The organism is Planktothrix mougeotii LEGE 06226 (genome assembly GCF_015207485.1).
GTDB lineage: Bacteria > Cyanobacteriota > Cyanobacteriia > Cyanobacteriales > Microcoleaceae > Planktothrix.
In genome coordinates this window covers 42,687-59,005 of the sequence record NZ_JADEWU010000030.1, presented here as the reverse complement: position 1 = coordinate 59,005, position 16,319 = coordinate 42,687, and the positions used below count along the sequence as shown (strand labels likewise).

Sequence of the window (16,319 nt, the reverse complement as noted above, 5' to 3'; positions counted from 1 at the left end):
GGTATTGGTGGCTTTAGTGTTATTAACGAGCGTAATTGCCCGATTTGCGACTCGTCAAAAACAGTTTTAAGTCTAAGCTTTAAACCCGAAATGATAATGGCTAGGTTACTTGATTTTGGGTAACTTTAACCTGTAATTAGACGGTCATCAGAATTTTGTATGAATTGATGAAAATACTTAATTTTGATGTGGATTTTTTAATTATTGTATCCTTTAAGGAGTTAATCTCATGTACGATGTTCATCAGTATGCCTCGGTAGAAATGGAAACGGTCATCCAAACCGAAAATATTGATATCTATTATGGCAATTTCAAGGCTGTTCGGGGCGTTTGTTTAGACATTCCTAAAAATAGAGTTACGGCTTTTATTGGGCCGTCAGGTTGTGGAAAGAGTACGATTTTACGCTGTTTTAATCGCCTTAATGATTTAATTCAAGGATTTCGATTAAAGGGAAATATATTCTATCATAATCAAAATCTGTATGCCCCTAATGTTGATCCCGTAGAAGTTCGTCGTCGCATTGGGATGGTGTTTCAAAAACCCAATCCTTTCCCCAAATCAATTTATGATAATATTGCCTACGGAGTCCGGGTAAATGGATTAGCTAAAAATAAAGCCCAATTAGATGAAATTGTTGAAAAATCTCTGCGTCAAGCGGTATTATGGGATGAGGTAAAAGATAAACTGGGTCAAAGTGGTTTTGCTTTATCAGGCGGTCAGCAACAACGACTTTGTATTGCGCGGGCGATCGCTATTAATCCTGATGTTGTGTTAATGGATGAACCCTGTGCTTCTTTAGACCCCATTTCTACTTTAGCCGTTGAAGATTTACTTCACGAACTCAAACAAAATTACACCATTATTATTGTTACCCACAATATGCAGCAAGCCACACGGGTTGCAGATATGACGGCATTTTTTAACGCCAAAGCCATAGAAGGTGGAAAACGCTTTGGCTATTTAGTCGAATATGATGACACCCAAACCATTTTCCAAAATCCCAAAGAAGAAGCCACTCAACAATACGTTAGTGGTCGGTTTGGATAATCAGTTATCAGTTATCAGTTATCAGTTATCAGTTATCAGTTATCAGTTATCGGTTATCAGTTATCGGTTATCGGTTATCAGTTATCAGTTATCAGTTATCAGTTATCAGTTATCAGTAGGCAAGTTTTTAGTCTTTGACCATTACTATTGACCCTGAACAAGACACTATAAACTCCTGACTATTAACTGATCAGCTGCTCGTGCATTTAAACTGTATATTCTAGGGAGCGTCCCCGTTCCCACCACAAGGAATTGGCAATTTCCTCATCACAATTCTAGCTACTGAGCAGCTTAACTGATGACTGATCACTGATAACTGATAACTGATTACGGGTTTTTAATCCATTGACGTAGGAGATTATCTTTAACCATGCTTTGGCATAACAATTCGATTAAATAATCTTGGGCTTCTTCTAAATTTAAGGTTTTGACTTGTTCTCTTAGAACTTGTAACTTGAATTGTTGTTCAAGACTGAGGTTTGCAGGCGTTTTCATATTCACTCCTCTGACTAAGTTGTGCAAATCACGAAGATTTGGACTGACTAAGTTGACCTGTATCACACTAAATGTAAATTATCGTAACAACAACTTGACAAACTGTCCATAATGCACATTTTGAAATTAATCTCTGTTGCGAAAATTCACAATAAACTCAGAATCGACTTATCATAAAGGGTGAAACCAAGAAACATCAATGAATGAAGGGATTTTAACCGTGATGGATGCAATGGAATTTTTTCGCAAAAGTGCGGGCACATGGCGATCGCAACGAACCACTCACCATTTAGCCTTTAGACAAGCGGAGAAAGGATTTTCAGATATTCAAGTCACCAGCTTAGATGCAGGCGATCCTAGAGTCATCGAAATTTGTCAGATGCACGAAGTTGACCCCAGTTTAGCCGCCGGGGGTGCTTATGTGACTTGGGCGGGTGAAATGGCCTGGGATAAAGACGATGAAAACCACAAAGGATCAACAGTATTTGCTATTGTTCCTGATGCTGAAAATCCTCGTAAAGGCAAAATGTTGCGAGAACGGGGTTATGCGGAAATTATGCCCGTTGCAGGTCAGTTTGAAATGGATGAAGATGATGCCTTAATTTTAATCACTGAATATGAAACCATGAGTTCTATTGAACGCTTTTGGTTTGTCGGTTCAGATGTGCGAATGCGAACCAGCGCTGTTAAACGATTTGGCGGGTTCAATACTTCAACATTTTGTACCGAAATTCGAGTTAATCCTGATGCTGAAACCCCATCAGAATCAACTTCTGAAAATAGCCAATTTTATTCGGCTTTCGGTTGGTAATATGAAATCCTCAAATTTTGGCTACGCATCCGTCCCTGTAGAGACGCGCCATGGCGCGTCTCTACGTGGATTTTAGGATCTCATCTTGAGTATTAATTTAAGGACTTCATATCATTTCGTAGGGTGGGTAAGCGCAGCGCACCCACCTAATTTTTACTAATTTTTACCAAATCCAACAGGTTTTTGCTGCCGTTTTTGTTTCCCTAACAATTGCATTATCTCATCCGCATAACGACCTTGACGCAATAATTCTGCCATCATCGTCATCGGTTTATTAATATGAGTAAAAAAAGCTTTATATCCCGCACACAAATAATTTAAACCTGCTTCTCCCTCTGGAGTTTCAATAAAACGATTTTTCGGACAACCCCCATTACAAGCAAAACGTACCTCACAGTTCCGACAATAGTTTGGTAAAGAATTAAATTTAGCTTGACCAAATTGATATTGTTGTTCAGATGCAATTAACTCAATCATCGGTGTTTCCTGAATATTACCGAGTTTGTAGTTAGGTTCCACAAAATGATCACAGGAATAGAGATCGCCATTATGTTCTAAAGCTAAAGCAGTTCCGCAGGTTTTAGAAAAAATACAAACCCCCGGTTGCACACCCACCCAATTCGCTAGAGCAGAATCAAAATGTTGAATAAAAATTTTACCCACATCTCGCCGCACCCACTCATCAAAAATAGTGATTAAAAATGTTCCAAACTGTTCAGGTTTAACGGAACGTTCTGTAACTTGATTTCCTGATTGAATTAACGTTGAACCATCTGTGTTAACTCGTTCAATAATTGGAATAAATTGGATAAATTCAACCCCTAAATTATCTCGAAAAAAGCGATAAACTTCTAAGGGATGATCACTATTAACAGCATGAACGGTACAGAGAATATTAACATCAACCTGATATTTTTTTAAGATTTTCCAACCCTGCATCACCTGTTCAAAACTACCCCGTCCCCGCTTATCCACCCGATAGACATCATGGAAGGGTTGGGGGCCATCAATACTCAGTCCAATTAAGAAATTGTGCTGTTTAAAAAATCGTCCCCACTGATCATCAAGTTGGGTTCCATTCGTTTGCAGAGTATGAATAATCTGTTGTCCGGGTTTCTTGTATTTTTCAACTAATTCTAGCGATCGCTCAAAAAATTCTAACCCCATTAATGTTGGTTCTCCCCCCTGCCAAGCAACCGTCACCTCTGGGGTTTGATGGGATTCTAATAACTGTTGAATATAGCACTCTAACACCCCATCAACCATGCGAAACTTGCTCCCTGGATAAAGCTGTTCTTTAGCCAAAAAGAAGCAATATTGACAATCTAAATTACAAATTGCCCCAGTGGGTTTTGCCAACAAATGAAAAGCCGGAGGCGCGTTTTTTGGTCGAGTTCCCATAATCTGTAGGGGCGGGGTTTTCCCGCCCATATTAAGTCAGTCGATCTGTACAGCAAATCAGCCTACTGTCGTGCCATGATAATTTTCAATTGATCTTCAGGATTAATCAAATGGTCGTGGTTATCTGTCCCCACATCAAGCTGCACCCAATCAATTTTCCCTCTAAATCGACTACTGTGAAAAGTGTAGTCAGGGCTTACAGGTGTACCCGACTCATAGCCAATATCGGTAGTTTCGTCTGCGGAAAAAATGAACGCTTGAGTATGTTCCACACGACCCGTCCCCACAGGCTGACCGTCGTAGTAAAGCGTGACATTACCACCCTTACCTAAACCGCCTCCATCGTAAGCGAACTCCATTCGCACTTGATGTTGACCGGGGGGGATGGGTTGTTCAGCTTCAGTGACAAAACTCTGGATACCCAGAACGTTATAGACAAACTTGGCTTTTCCTTCATGGGTATAGACACTCCAACCTCCAAACCGACCGCCTTGGGCAATAATCACCCCTTCTGCTCCCTCTGAGGGAACTTGCAGTTGGGAGGTGACAGCGAAGGATTTGTTCTTAATATTAACAACACTATTTTCCGAAAGGCGTCCCATCCCCGCAAAGAACAACTGGGAGTTACCTTTAATTAAGGTTGGTCGTCCTGCAATGGCGGGATCACAGCGTTCCACTTGGCGATCATCCAAAGGCAGAACATTATATTTAACCGCCTCTATCAGAAATTGACGTTGTAGTTCGTGCAATTTCTCTGGCATTTCTTGAGACAGATCATGGGCCTGTGTCCAGTCTTTGCTGCCGTCGTACAGTTCCCAGATATCCTCATCAAAGGGTAGCATTTTTTGATTCGTCATCACCCAGGGGGTACGGTGTTTAGTAACGGCACTCCATCCTTTATAGTAGATACCTCGGTTGCCAAACATCTCAAAATACTGCACCTCATGGCGTTCTGGAGCATTGGCATCATTGAAACTATAAACCATGCTTGTGCCTTCATAGGGGCTTTGTTGCACCCCATTAACCAGAGTGGGTTCAGGAATTCCCGCTAACTCCAGAATGGTTGGAGCAATATCAATTACATGGCAAAACTGGTTACGGATGCCGCCTTTTTCCTCAATTTTCGTCGGCCAATGGACAATCGTACCGTTGCGAGTGCCTCCCCAGTGGGATGCGACTTGTTTTGTCCATTGGTAGGGGGTATCCATTGCCCAAGCCCAACCGACGGCATAGTGGTTATAGGACTCAGGAGAACCAAATTCATCTAATTTGGATAACAAGAACTCTGGGGTTTCCAGGGCTGCCATGCCGTTGAAATTCGCCATCTCATTAAACGCCCCTTGGAGGGTTCCCTCGGCGGATGCTCCGTTATCGCCAACAATCACATAAACGAGAGTTTCATCGAGGATGCCTAACCGTTCTAGGGTGTCGATGACTCGCCCGACGTGATAGTCGGTGTGTTCCAGAAAGGCGGCATAAACCTCCATCTCCCGTTCCAACACGGGTTTAAGTTGGGGGTTCATGTCGTCCCAAGCGGGAATTTCTGCATGGCGTTGAGTCAGTTGGGCATCGGGTGGGATGACTCCGAGTTCTTTCTGTTTAGCAAAGGTGATTTCACGTTGTTGATCCCAACCATGAGCAAACTTCCCTTTGTACTTTTCGATCCACTCCTTGGGAACGTGATGGGGGGCGTGGGTTGCACCGGGAGCAAAGTACATAAAGAAGGGTTTATCAGCCATCAGGGCTTTTTGTTGACTGATCCAAGCGATCGCTTTATCTGCCAAATCTTCCGTTAAGTGATAGCCTTCCTCTGGTGTTTTAGGAGGTTCTATCGGTGTTGTGCCTTCATAGAGGGCGGGTTCCCATTGATTATTTTCTCCGCCAATGAAGCCATAGAAATACTCAAAACCCCCGCCTCCCGTTGGCCAGCCATCAAACGGCCCCATCGGGGAGGTTTGCCAAACGGGGACTTCATGACACTTCCCTAAATAAGCGGTTGAGTAGCCATTCAATTTCAGGGTTTCTGCGAGGGGCGCTTTAGTGTTGGGACGCACGGAACTGTAACCTGGGGCGGCGGTGGCGGTTTCCGTAATATTACCCATACCGACGGAATGATGGTTGCGTCCGGTGAGTAACGCTTGTCGGGTGGGAGCGCAAAGGGCGGTGGTGTGAAAACGGGTGTATTTCAGTCCTTGGGATGCGAGTTTCTCGAAGGTGGGGGTATTGCAAGGGCCACCGAAGGCACTGGAAGCGCCAAAACCCACATCATCTAGTAACACAATTAATACATTAGGGGCGTCTGCGGGGGGACGCAGATCTCGAATGGGGGGATATTGGGTATCTGGATCTTTGGCGTCGTAAGTGGTGATACCGATATGGGTTCGGTCAGGAATGGGGAGAATTTGGCGTTGAATGCGATCGCTTTCTGTCATAAGTAATTATTCCCTCTAAACAGGTGTAAATATCTGGATGTCTAACAATTATTGTCACCGATTCCCTATCGGAATTAAAGCTATCTTTACTCAATTTAATGTAGTAAGAGGGTTGGGAGGGACGCCACCCCTACGATAAAATCTGACAATCTTGGTGGGAATTTATAGAGGGTTGGAAGGGATGCCGCCCCTGCGATCAAACGTTAATAGCAGAAGAATTAGAACAATTACCCAATACACAGTTATCAGAGTCAGATGGTTAATAATTAAACCCTATTTTTGTAGGGGCGAGGTCGCCTCGCCCAACCTGGTTTGAAGGTTTTATCCCTCCTGATATAGTTCTTTAACTTATTGCTCCTATTAATCAATTAGCGATCGCACATCGAAAATAACTTGACGAATACTTAATTATTGCCTACAATCAAGATTAACAGATATCTCTATAATTTCAAAGTTATGGAACCTTTCGTTACGGCGGCGGTAGCATTAGGAATGGTAGTCGGAACAAAAGCCTTAGAGAAAACAGGTGAAAAACTTGGTGAAACTCTGTTTGAAGAATCGAAACAATTATTAACAGAACTTAAACAAGAAAGTCCCATTACAGTAACAGCAATTAAACAGGCATCCAATCAGCCAGTAAATTATAGTGAAGCAATTTCAGCCCTTCAATCCGCAGCCCAAAATAATCCTAAATTACGTCAAAAGCTAGAAATTTTAGCTCAACTTGGGCAAAAGAATCCTTATATTCAAGAAGTTGTAACTGAGTTCAAATCTAATCCAACTATGAATTTGGAAACATGATTGCAATTAACGGATTAATTCAGATATTACAATCTCCTAGAGATGAAGAAACTCAATGGATAATTGCTAGGACTCTGAGAAAAATTGACACTAGGAATGAGTTTGCAATACAGAAGTTAATAGAGATATTGGAAAGCACTAAGGATGAAGGAATTCGTTATCAGGTTGCCAATACGTTAGGAGAAGTTACCGTTGATAATGAGTTAGCAATACGGGAGTTAATTCGTGTCTTAGAAACCACTGAAAATGAAGATACTCCCTGGAAAGTTGCGTATAGTTTACGGAAAATCATTAAAACACAAAAACAATATGCAGATGTGGTTTTTGCCCTCAACCATAATCTCACTGATGAAGTTTACGAGAATAATTCTAATCTCTATATAAAGTGCTATGAACTCCTCTGGCAATGCGCCCAAAATCTACCTTATCCCAAATTTTATCAAGCATGGCATCACAACACCCTAACGCCCCATCCTGAAGTTGACGATAATACCCCCGTTGGCAATACCCGAACCGTGCGACAATTAGAACAACAAATTACCGATATTTCTACCCAACTGTCTCACCTCCCCCTCCACTGCATCAACATCAACAAACTATTAACCCTCAACACCGAAAGCAAGTTTGTTCAAGCCTTTTGTAACCGTCTCTATCAAGAACTATTACCCAATGAAACCCCTCCCGAAGTGCAGACTGTCACCAACTTAGAAAGGAAAATTATCCACCTAAAACAGCAACTCCAAACCCCCCAACTGTTCATTCTGTTACTCACAGACGGGACACCCACCCCCGAAGTTCTCGACTGTTGCGACTATCTCACGGAAGTCTTACACCTCGGTTGGGTGACACCTGACCCCCTGCCGTTACCACCCCCGCAACGTTCCTTTGTGGCGTCGCAGGAGAATTTATTAACAGCAGTTGAAAGTTGGGTTAGGGAATATTAGCAGGTGTGTGGAACAGGCATCTTGCCTGTTAAATCCTGTTAAATCCTGTTAAGTCGGGTTTCGGGTGGGAGACATTTTAAAATCAAAAAAAGTTAGCTTATTTTATTAAAAGCTTAACGTTACAAACTTTGATAACAGAACTTGGAGAAGAATGTCAAATTGTTATTCAGGTTTTAGATAATATAAAATTAAGACAAGTGAAAAATTAAGCAATACTGAAAAGGAAGATAGTTTAGCCGAATTATTAGCAGCTAAGACTCTATTGATAAAAACGAGACAAGAAACCCAGTTGTTAGAATGGCAGGTATTGACTCAGACTCAAAAACAGGGTTGACCCCGGCAAGGCATCGCCGGGACACCTATCCATACCGAACTCCGGCTCAGGCTTTGCGCTGCCAGGATGGGGGCACGATCACGCCGCGCCGTACCGCCAGAATCAGCACGACCACACTGAACGTGAGACTTACCAGCATGGCGATCAGCGATCCCTCCAAGCCAGCGTTGCCACCAGTCAGAAATTCTGGGCCTGTGATAATGGTCTTAAACAGTCCCTTCGCCTCATTACCGGAAATGTTGATCGAGTAAATTAGGCCCATCGTGTAGTTCCATGCCATGTGGAGACCAATGCCCATCCATAGGCGGCGGGTGAGCATATAGGGCGCCGCCAGCATCGGGCCGAACATGAGGACGATCGCTGCGATGCCTGTGAGGGTTTCACCTTCGTTCCCCAGGTGTATGAGACCGAATGCCACGGACGAGAGCACCAGCGCGACCCAACCGCCAAACACACCCTCAAGAATGCGAAACACCACGCCCCGGAACATCAGTTCCTCGGAAATGGGTACCAGTAGCACAAACCCTCTCACCGCCAGTGGGTTTTGCCAACTGTCGATCCCCTCAATTCGGTAGATGCCGAGAGCCATCGCGATCAAAACGCAGAGGGTGATCAGTCCGAAGCCGAGCAACAGACCGATGCCGAGTTCGCGACCCTTGCGGGGCAGAGCCAGTTCGCTGACCCGTCGGCGTTCCACAAAATGCCCCCAACTGAAATATACGAGCATCAGGTTCGCGACGATCAACACGCCCCCAATTAGGGATTGCGCCTGGTTTTGGAAAATTGTCGGTGAAATCAGATATGCGAAGCCAAAGTCCTTCGCCTTGGACATGAGGTAGTAGAGCACCAGCAGGCTGACGAACGGGTTACGCAGAATACGCAGTAACTGGCGAATTTTTGCATCAGTTCCTATATCCATCTTTAAATCAGTTTGTGTCTCCATTAATCATCTCCGGTTAAAACAAATTAGTAATGGGTAATGGGTTTATGGATAGTTGGTGTTGATTGATTGGCAAACCGTGATTCATCGTTAGTTTAGAAAAGTTTTTCTATTACCCATTACCCCCACAAATTCAATCGATTAACGAAATCAAAATTGTTATTGCGTTGGGACGATTGCCAGCCACAAGTAAGCCAGATAGAGCAGCACCATCACCAATCGCGTATACGCTTAAATCTTTCACCTGGGGATCATCGAAAACGGCGGCTAATGCTTGCTGGGCTTTGTCCTGATCTTCGGTGTCCTCCATCAGCAGAATCGGGACATGGTTTGCGGCGGTTGAATTTGCAATCGCCCGCAGTTCTGCCACAATATTGGGTTCGATTCCCACTGGACGGACATAGACCCGTTTCCAGGGACTCATCCAGGCTGTTTCGCCGTACCGTTCCCAGAGTTGACCGACAAAGTGTTTGTAAACCCGCACAGCGACGGATTCCAGGTCTGTTCCTGGCTCGATGGCTTCATCAAACACCGCACTGCCAAATCCAGCCTGACTCGGAGTGCCATACAACGTCATCAAATTGGTTACGTCAGCAGAGGGTGTCATCAATGAAGTCATCCGATTTAGGGGGTTACATCCAAAGTTGCGATCGCGTTGGCGTTTTGTGCGGTTATGTAGGTCGTTTGCGTTCTGCGACCATAGGCTTGGACAGATTCTTGTCTCTATAAAAAGGGAAATACTTTCAAAACCACAACTGGCTTTGAGACAAGAACGAATATCATTGTTAACCTAAAATCTTGATGTTCTCGGATTCTTCATGAAAAATTACATCTTTTGATAGATGTGAAAGTTTTCAGATTTATTAACAGAGTTTTAGACGCGCTGCATGGGTGGCTGTTGCCATGTTCCTTCAAGGGCTTCAGACTTAGGCCAATACAAACGCATCACGCAAAAGAATGACCCTTTGGGGGCGGGTAGCCAGTTCGCTTCTTCATCTGCGCCCGGTGACTCGTTTTGAATATAAAAGGTGATACCCCCCTGTGAATCTTGCTTAAATTGAGCCATCATCCGAGAATTGAGCAGATAGCGGTTGAGGGGATTAGCCACCAGGAGACTCGACGGAAGTTCATACAGGGTGAGTGACCAGAACGCATTCACGGGGGGCAATTGTCCCGGTGCAAGGTAGAGGGTATAACGATTAGCTCCATTCAGCATTTGTTCCTCACTATCAACCGAATAGATCGGATACATCGCTTCCTGCTTAGAATTCCCATAAATGCCGAGAATGGCAGCAGCCATGCGGTAGCGATAGTTATTCTTCAGATAGTCCCGTGTGCCGAATAGATCGCCAGAGGTGACTTCCTTAGCATCAATGCGATGCTTGAGGTTGGCGAATTCTGCCCAAGCATCGGCAATTCCTTCCTCGATGGCGGTCTTGAGATCGGGGGAGAGATTCTTGACATCAAAAGTCATTCCCGCACCGACACCAATCTTGGCAAACCGCGCCCTGAGTTCTTCCTCCGAGGGATGGGTCGGACAAAACTCTAATATGAAATTCAGGATTTTGAAGAAGTCGAGGGATGTCCGTTGCTCGTCATGGGTCAGAGGTTTAATGAAATCAATGGTCGGTGCTGTTGGCGGTGCAGACTGTCCCAGAAAGACGGAGAGCGGCTGTACCTGATATTGCCCTTGAATGTGTTTGACTTGATCGAGATCATCCGGGCTGAAAAGCTGTGTGCGATAGGTTGCGATCGCTAACTCCGTTTCCGACCGGATCACTTTCTTAATATTACTGGGGATCTCACCTTGCCAGTTCGGTGCAGCGATCAGGAAATGACCCCCTTCATTACCCGTAGCGCGACTTCCAATATAGTCGAAATTAAACGTATAAAGATCGATCAGTTGAATGCTGAAATAGCGCTCCGGTTCGATATCCGGTACGGTGAGGACGATCGGTTCTGTACGCAGATCCAAACCGAGCATCGAGTAAGGGGTGTCTGAGTTGGGGGTCTGAACTGCCTTATCTTCCGGTGTAAAGACACGAGCAATATTGCAAATTTGGTTCCAAGGTGCTTTATATTCAGGATTTTTTTGATCCACAAAGTAGGCGTATTGGATGCGGTAGCTGTCTACCATTGGGAAGCCGTAAATATAAGCTTCCTTAGCGATCGCACGGACTTCAGACGGATTGTTAGTTTGCATATCGGTTGATCTTAAAGATTTAATTCCCGATTCTAGGTCTGGTTTAATTTTATCTTTTAGGGATAATATCTAACCATTGTCATTATTAATAGCTACCCAATTATTCCACCTAACCTATGATGAATCAACCCCCCAACAACTCAGAAACCCATAAACAGCTTTCTACCAATGAATTAGCTGAAGATCGCACCGAACTTGCTAAATACCGCAGTCGCGCCGCCGCCGATCGCACGTTAATGGCGTGGATACGCACGTCTTTATCCTTAATTGGTTTTGGTTTTGGGATTCCAACTATTGTTAGAACCATTGAACAAACCCGCCTGACTCCTAGACTTGATCCGGTGCGATTTTCTGTTATTGTGGGACTGGCTTTTATTGGTACGGGGATGTTAGGAATGGCTTTAGGGTTAAGGGAACATCGGCAATTACTTCAACAAATCGAAAGCGATCGCTATACTTACGAAACCTCCCGCAGTGCAGAAATTATCGGCGTTGCTTTACTGGTGATTGGGTTCATCAGTTTTATTGGGGTGATCGTTAAATCCCTGATGTTTTAATTGTATTATCAAAAAAACTTTAAACCCGTACAAAAAACCAGATGAAATCAGCTTTAACGTCTTGTTTCAGTTTATTAACTTTTCTAGCGGTTACTCCCGCTTGGGCGAGTTCCGTTAATCTGGATTCTGAACAAAACCTCTCCTCTGTTTTTTCAGAAGACGCTCCCCAGTTTTTAATTCATTCTGATTTGCATTTTTCCAGTGATCCAACTTCCGTTAAGTTTAATTCAGTTTCGGTTGAGAAAATTGCGATCGCCACTTCTTCCCCTTCACCACAAACTACTACCCAAAACGCAGAAAATTTTAAACTTTATCAACTGAATTCAACTCTTTTAAATTCTAATACTAATGCAGCCGATTTGCAACTAAATCAACCGAAAAAAGAAGATGAGAGTTTATCAAATTTAGAACAAGATCCAATCAACTTTGATCAGATTATTAGTCAAGCCTTGGCGGAAGAGTCCCAAAGTTCTACTCCTACAACTGAACAACCACAGCCCAGTAACGGATGGCGATTTGAAGTTGAACCGATGTTATTTGTGCCTTTCAATATTGATGGTTATGCCATTGTTGGAGAAGGCGCGAGCGTTAATCGAGTTGTTTTAGTAGACTTAATTACGGCTGAAGTTACCAGTCGGATTTTAAATCAATTACCCCCAGATTTAATTGAACAAGCGGTTGATCGAGTATTAGAACGATTACCTTTTGATCGCAGCAATACTCGATTAGAAGATCGCATTGCTCAAGAAGTCCGAGAACGGTTACAACAACGGGGACAAAACCTAACAGAACGGTTAGAAACTCAGATTCGGGAAGGAGTACAAACCATTGTAGATCGAGTTCCTCCCGGTCAAGTTCCCGTTGAAGTTGATTTTAATATTGGGTTAGGAGATATTCTGGATTTCAATAAAATTTTAGAGTTAGGAACTCGTGTAGAAGCGTGGAATGGAGATATCGGATTAGTCTTTCAAGGAACCTATGCTGAAATGGGTGTCACCGAGAACGGTTCACAAATTGATCTTGATTTGAATACAGAATTATTAACAGCAGAACTGTCTCTCGCATGGCATTTAGGAACCCTCCCTCTGACTCAGGTTAAAGATTCTTCTCAAAAAAATTCTGTCTATCCTTCTCTTGATTTTGAAGTGTATGGTGGTGCTCGTTTTGGCTATCTTCAGAGTGATTTTAGTTTTGATCCTGGCCCAGATATTAACTATGATCCTGATTGGTTTGATCCGTCCTTTGGTGCACAAATTAAACTCAATTTAGCCGATAATTTAGCAATTACAACACGGGGAGGAACTGCAATTACAGGAGGAAGTGAAGCGGAAACAAACTGGGATTTACTGGTTGCTTTAGATTGGCAAGTTTCTCGTGATTTAACCTTATCCGCAGGCTATCGTTTATATCAATTAAAAGTTAAACAAGAAGGAGATTATGGAACCTCAACGGTTAAAATGACATCACAAGGAATGCGTTTAGGATTAGCTTGGTCTTTCTAGTTTTAAGACAATTCACGTATATATAGCCAGTCTAAATCAATTATATAAATAGTTTGACATCCCATTCATCGTAGGGGCGAGGCGCGCCTCGCCCTTACAGGGGAATATAGATATTTTTGAGGATTAATATCACCGTGAGTCATTTTGTACAATCCATTTAGACTTGCTATATATAACCATCCTAAATTTAATGTAAAATCTTTATATTCCCTATTCTCTTTAATTTATGATAACTGTAGAACAATTAATTGAAAAATATCAACTGATTCCCCATCCTGAAGGGGGATATTTTCGAGAAACCTATCGTTCAGAGGGGGTAATTTCTAATAGTGCTTTACCGGATAATTTTAAAGGCGATCGCAATTATTGTACAGGAATTTATTTTTTATTACCTCAAGGAACAAAATCCTGTTTACATCGAATTCAATCCGATGAAATGTGGCATTTTTATTTAGGAGGTTCAATGACCCTAATTTTAATGCACGAAGATTATGGCATCCAGAATATTATTCTGGGTTCTGATATTCTAGCGGGAGAAACGGTGCAGTTTGTTGTTCCGGCGGGATGGTGGTTTGGCGGCTATCCTAACTCAAAAAGCCTGTATAGTTTTGTCGGGTGTACCGTTGCGCCAGGGTTTGATTTTGCCGATTTTGAATTAGCGACTCGGACTGACCTGCTCTCGAAGTTTCCAGAATCTTCTGAACTGATTTTAAAATTAACTCCTGATGCTTAATTCAAGGTACAATACATCCTTTATGCTTTATTAATTTAACAGATGGTAGAAGATTTATTAACCTTTGTTTTAGGTAGTTTTGCGTCCTTATTTCCCATTGTCGATCCCTTGGGTGCTGTGCCGATATTTTTAATTTTAGCGGCGGGATATTCTCCAGAGTTGCAACAAAAATGTGCGATTAAAACTTCCTTGAGCTTTGTAGGAGTTTTAGTCTTCTTTTTATTAGTCGGAGATAGACTTTTAGAATTCTTTGGTTTAGCAATGTCTGGAATAAAAGTAGCCGGAGGAATTGTAATTTTTGAAGCGGGGTGGGAAGCTTTAAAAGCAGAACCCAGATTAACCCCAACAGAAGAAGAAGCTTTAAGCTGTCAAATTCAAGAACATAAAGATATTTCCTTTATTCCCTTAACCATTCCTTTATTAGCAGGGCCTGGAGCGATCGCCGTAACATTAGGATTAGCCGCCCAAGCTGGCGAAACTTTCTCCTCAGAAACTATATTACATTTAGGGGAGATTATTGTTGCAATTGTCCTGATTGGAATTTTGGTTTATGGCTGTTTAATTCTGTCCCATCGTTTACTTAATCTTTTAGGAGAAAATGGAATTATTGCCTTTACCCGTCTTCTGGGTTTATTTATTTTAGCCCTGGGTGTACAATTAATCTTAAGTGGGTTAGAACACTGGATTGAAGGTTTATTTTCAACCTATTTATCCGATTTCGTCTTGTTGCCTCGATAGAGAAATTCTCAAAACAGGTTGATCCTTGATTCCTTCTGTCCTAACGCTCAACACCGCACACCGGATTTAAAGAATAATCCTAAAGTTAGGTCTTCAAAAAAATCTAACTTCAAGAGATTCTATTCGTTCTAAAATATTCTTAGAATCCAATGCAGAAGGGTATTTTTGTAGAAATAACATCATTTAGCAGCCTATTAAAAAATTAATATGGATCTTAAGACTGAATTTTTATTTCTGCATCCCTTTCATCCTGAGAAATTAACAATTGATAAAAACTCTAATGACCCTTTCTCAACCAAAAGTCCAACATATCCAGGGTATTATCCTGTTGATTGTCGTTACCTTACTTTGGGGAACAACATTTCCTCTGGTTAAAGAAACGACTCATAATATTTCTCCTGGTGTATTAATTGCCATCCGATCTGCTTTAGCAGCGATCGCTTTTTCGTTGCATTTACGGACGTTAAATCTAAGGTTAATTCGAGATGGGATTCTATTAGGAATTCTACTGTTTTCCTCCTTAGCCATTCAAGCGATCGCATTAGAAACTCTCTCCGCAAATCGTGCCGCTTTTATTGCCAGTTTAAACGTCATTTTAGTTCCCTTATTAGGACAATTATTCGGTCAAAAAGTACGACGGGGACTATTCTTAGCCGCCGGACTGGCGTTAGTGGGGGTGGGGGTGATGTCCTGGGAAGGCGGAATGCTGACGGCGGGAGACTTCTGGATGTTATTAGATGTTCTGCTTTATACCAGCTATATTTTGCTGTTAGAAGCCGTCACCTGCACCCATTCGTCCCAACCCTTAACGGCAATTCAGCTTGTGGTGATGACGGTTTTAGCAACTGTCTGGACGTTACCGGATTTGATGGGACAATGGCAAGGGATTGAGGGTCATTACCTCCCTCTCTTGTACCTGGCGGTGGTAACGGCTGTTACGACTTGGCTGCCTGCGATCGCTCAACACTGGGTTTCAGCCTCAGAAACGGCTGTAATTTATACCTTTGAGCCTGTTTTTGCATCCGTATTTTCCTTCTGGTTACTCGGTGAAACGTTAGGACTGCGGGGTTGGTTAGGCGGTGCGATGATTTTAGGGGCGATGTTCATCAGTCAACAACACACGAATCCTACTGGATTTGAGGGTGAAACAATGATGGAAGAAAACATTTTAATTCCTACAATTGAACCTGTTGTTTTGAATGATGAAATGTGTATCGATTTTTCTTGGCATCATCCCGAACTAGAAAGAGAAGCAATCCCCGTATTTATTACTTCAACTCCCCATCCCGAATTGATAGAACAGGGAATTGAAATGTTAGAAGAACGAGGAAGCCTTAACTATAGCAATTCTAAATAAATTGTACACTCATAATCAAAGAT

15 protein-coding genes are annotated in these 16,319 nt (G+C 42.7%); 9 read left to right on the top strand and 6 right to left on the bottom strand.

Annotated elements, in window-relative coordinates; all coding sequences use genetic code 11:
- Positions 1-229 precede the first annotated feature (229 nt).
- The gene (gene pstB, locus IQ236_RS14235; RefSeq protein ID WP_193869862.1) at positions 230-1,048 is read left to right on the top strand and encodes a phosphate ABC transporter ATP-binding protein PstB; all 819 of its coding nucleotides are present in this window, start codon (positions 230-232) and stop codon (positions 1,046-1,048) included.
- A gap of 327 nt (positions 1,049-1,375) precedes the next feature.
- On the opposite strand, the gene IQ236_RS14230 is transcribed toward pstB, so the two are convergent.
- Positions 1,376-1,543 (bottom strand): NblA/ycf18 family protein, encoded by a 168-nt coding sequence (locus tag IQ236_RS14230; protein ID WP_083626055.1) that lies wholly within the window; start codon positions 1,541-1,543, stop codon positions 1,376-1,378.
- A 223-nt stretch (positions 1,544-1,766) separates the two neighbouring features.
- Here IQ236_RS14230 and IQ236_RS14225 point away from each other — a divergent pair, with 223 nt between their 5' ends.
- Positions 1,767-2,354, top strand: coding sequence for a phycobiliprotein lyase (locus IQ236_RS14225; protein ID WP_193869871.1), 588 nt, complete (start codon positions 1,767-1,769; stop codon positions 2,352-2,354).
- A 156-nt stretch (positions 2,355-2,510) separates the two neighbouring features.
- On the opposite strand, the gene IQ236_RS14220 is transcribed toward IQ236_RS14225, so the two are convergent.
- Both IQ236_RS14220 and IQ236_RS14215 read right to left on the bottom strand, forming a co-directional pair.
- The gene (locus IQ236_RS14220; RefSeq protein WP_193869861.1) at positions 2,511-3,755 is read right to left on the bottom strand and encodes an anaerobic sulfatase maturase; all 1,245 of its coding nucleotides are present in this window, start codon (positions 3,753-3,755) and stop codon (positions 2,511-2,513) included.
- A gap of 62 nt (positions 3,756-3,817) precedes the next feature.
- Complete coding sequence (locus IQ236_RS14215; RefSeq protein WP_193869860.1) at positions 3,818-6,187, bottom strand: arylsulfatase; 2,370 nt, start codon at positions 6,185-6,187, stop codon at positions 3,818-3,820.
- 456 nt (positions 6,188-6,643) lie between these two features.
- Between IQ236_RS14215 and IQ236_RS14210 the strand changes: the two genes are divergently transcribed.
- Both IQ236_RS14210 and IQ236_RS14205 read left to right on the top strand, forming a co-directional pair.
- Positions 6,644-6,988: a hypothetical protein gene (locus tag IQ236_RS14210; RefSeq protein WP_193869859.1), complete on the top strand. Its 345-nt coding sequence runs from the start codon at positions 6,644-6,646 to the stop codon at positions 6,986-6,988.
- Positions 6,985-7,932, top strand: coding sequence for a HEAT repeat domain-containing protein (locus IQ236_RS14205; protein ID WP_193869858.1), 948 nt, complete (start codon positions 6,985-6,987; stop codon positions 7,930-7,932). Before IQ236_RS14210 ends, IQ236_RS14205 begins: the two co-directional genes overlap by 4 nt.
- A 380-nt stretch (positions 7,933-8,312) precedes the next feature.
- Here IQ236_RS14205 and IQ236_RS14200 read toward each other — a convergent pair whose 3' ends face one another.
- From IQ236_RS14200 to IQ236_RS14190, 3 genes are all read right to left on the bottom strand, one after another.
- A complete protein-coding gene (locus tag IQ236_RS14200; protein WP_193869857.1) occupies positions 8,313-9,209 on the bottom strand; it encodes a CPBP family intramembrane glutamic endopeptidase in 897 nt (298 codons plus the stop codon).
- A 130-nt stretch (positions 9,210-9,339) separates the two neighbouring features.
- Entirely contained in the window at positions 9,340-9,813 is a 474-nt protein-coding gene (locus IQ236_RS14195) for a hypothetical protein (protein ID WP_228041638.1), read from the bottom strand.
- A gap of 267 nt (positions 9,814-10,080) precedes the next feature.
- Entirely contained in the window at positions 10,081-11,409 is a 1,329-nt protein-coding gene (locus IQ236_RS14190) for a DUF1254 domain-containing protein (protein WP_193869856.1), read from the bottom strand.
- 116 nt (positions 11,410-11,525) lie between these two features.
- Between IQ236_RS14190 and IQ236_RS14185 the strand changes: the two genes are divergently transcribed.
- The 5 genes from IQ236_RS14185 (at position 11,526) to IQ236_RS14165 (ending at position 16,296) form a co-directional block, all read left to right on the top strand.
- Positions 11,526-11,966 (top strand): YidH family protein, encoded by a 441-nt coding sequence (locus IQ236_RS14185; protein WP_228041637.1) that lies wholly within the window; start codon positions 11,526-11,528, stop codon positions 11,964-11,966.
- A 41-nt stretch (positions 11,967-12,007) separates the two neighbouring features.
- Positions 12,008-13,468, top strand: coding sequence for an outer membrane protein (locus tag IQ236_RS14180; RefSeq protein ID WP_193869855.1), 1,461 nt, complete (start codon positions 12,008-12,010; stop codon positions 13,466-13,468).
- Between the two features lie 226 nt (positions 13,469-13,694).
- A complete protein-coding gene (locus tag IQ236_RS14175) occupies positions 13,695-14,201 on the top strand; it encodes a cupin domain-containing protein (protein WP_193869854.1) in 507 nt (168 codons plus the stop codon).
- Positions 14,202-14,243: 42 nt separating this feature from the next.
- On the top strand, positions 14,244-14,939 hold the full coding sequence (locus tag IQ236_RS14170; RefSeq protein WP_193869853.1) for a MarC family protein: 696 nt from the start codon (positions 14,244-14,246) through the stop codon (positions 14,937-14,939).
- 280 nt (positions 14,940-15,219) lie between these two features.
- Positions 15,220-16,296: a DMT family transporter gene (locus IQ236_RS14165; protein ID WP_193869852.1), complete on the top strand. Its 1,077-nt coding sequence runs from the start codon at positions 15,220-15,222 to the stop codon at positions 16,294-16,296.
- The last annotated feature ends 23 nt before the right edge of the window (positions 16,297-16,319 follow it).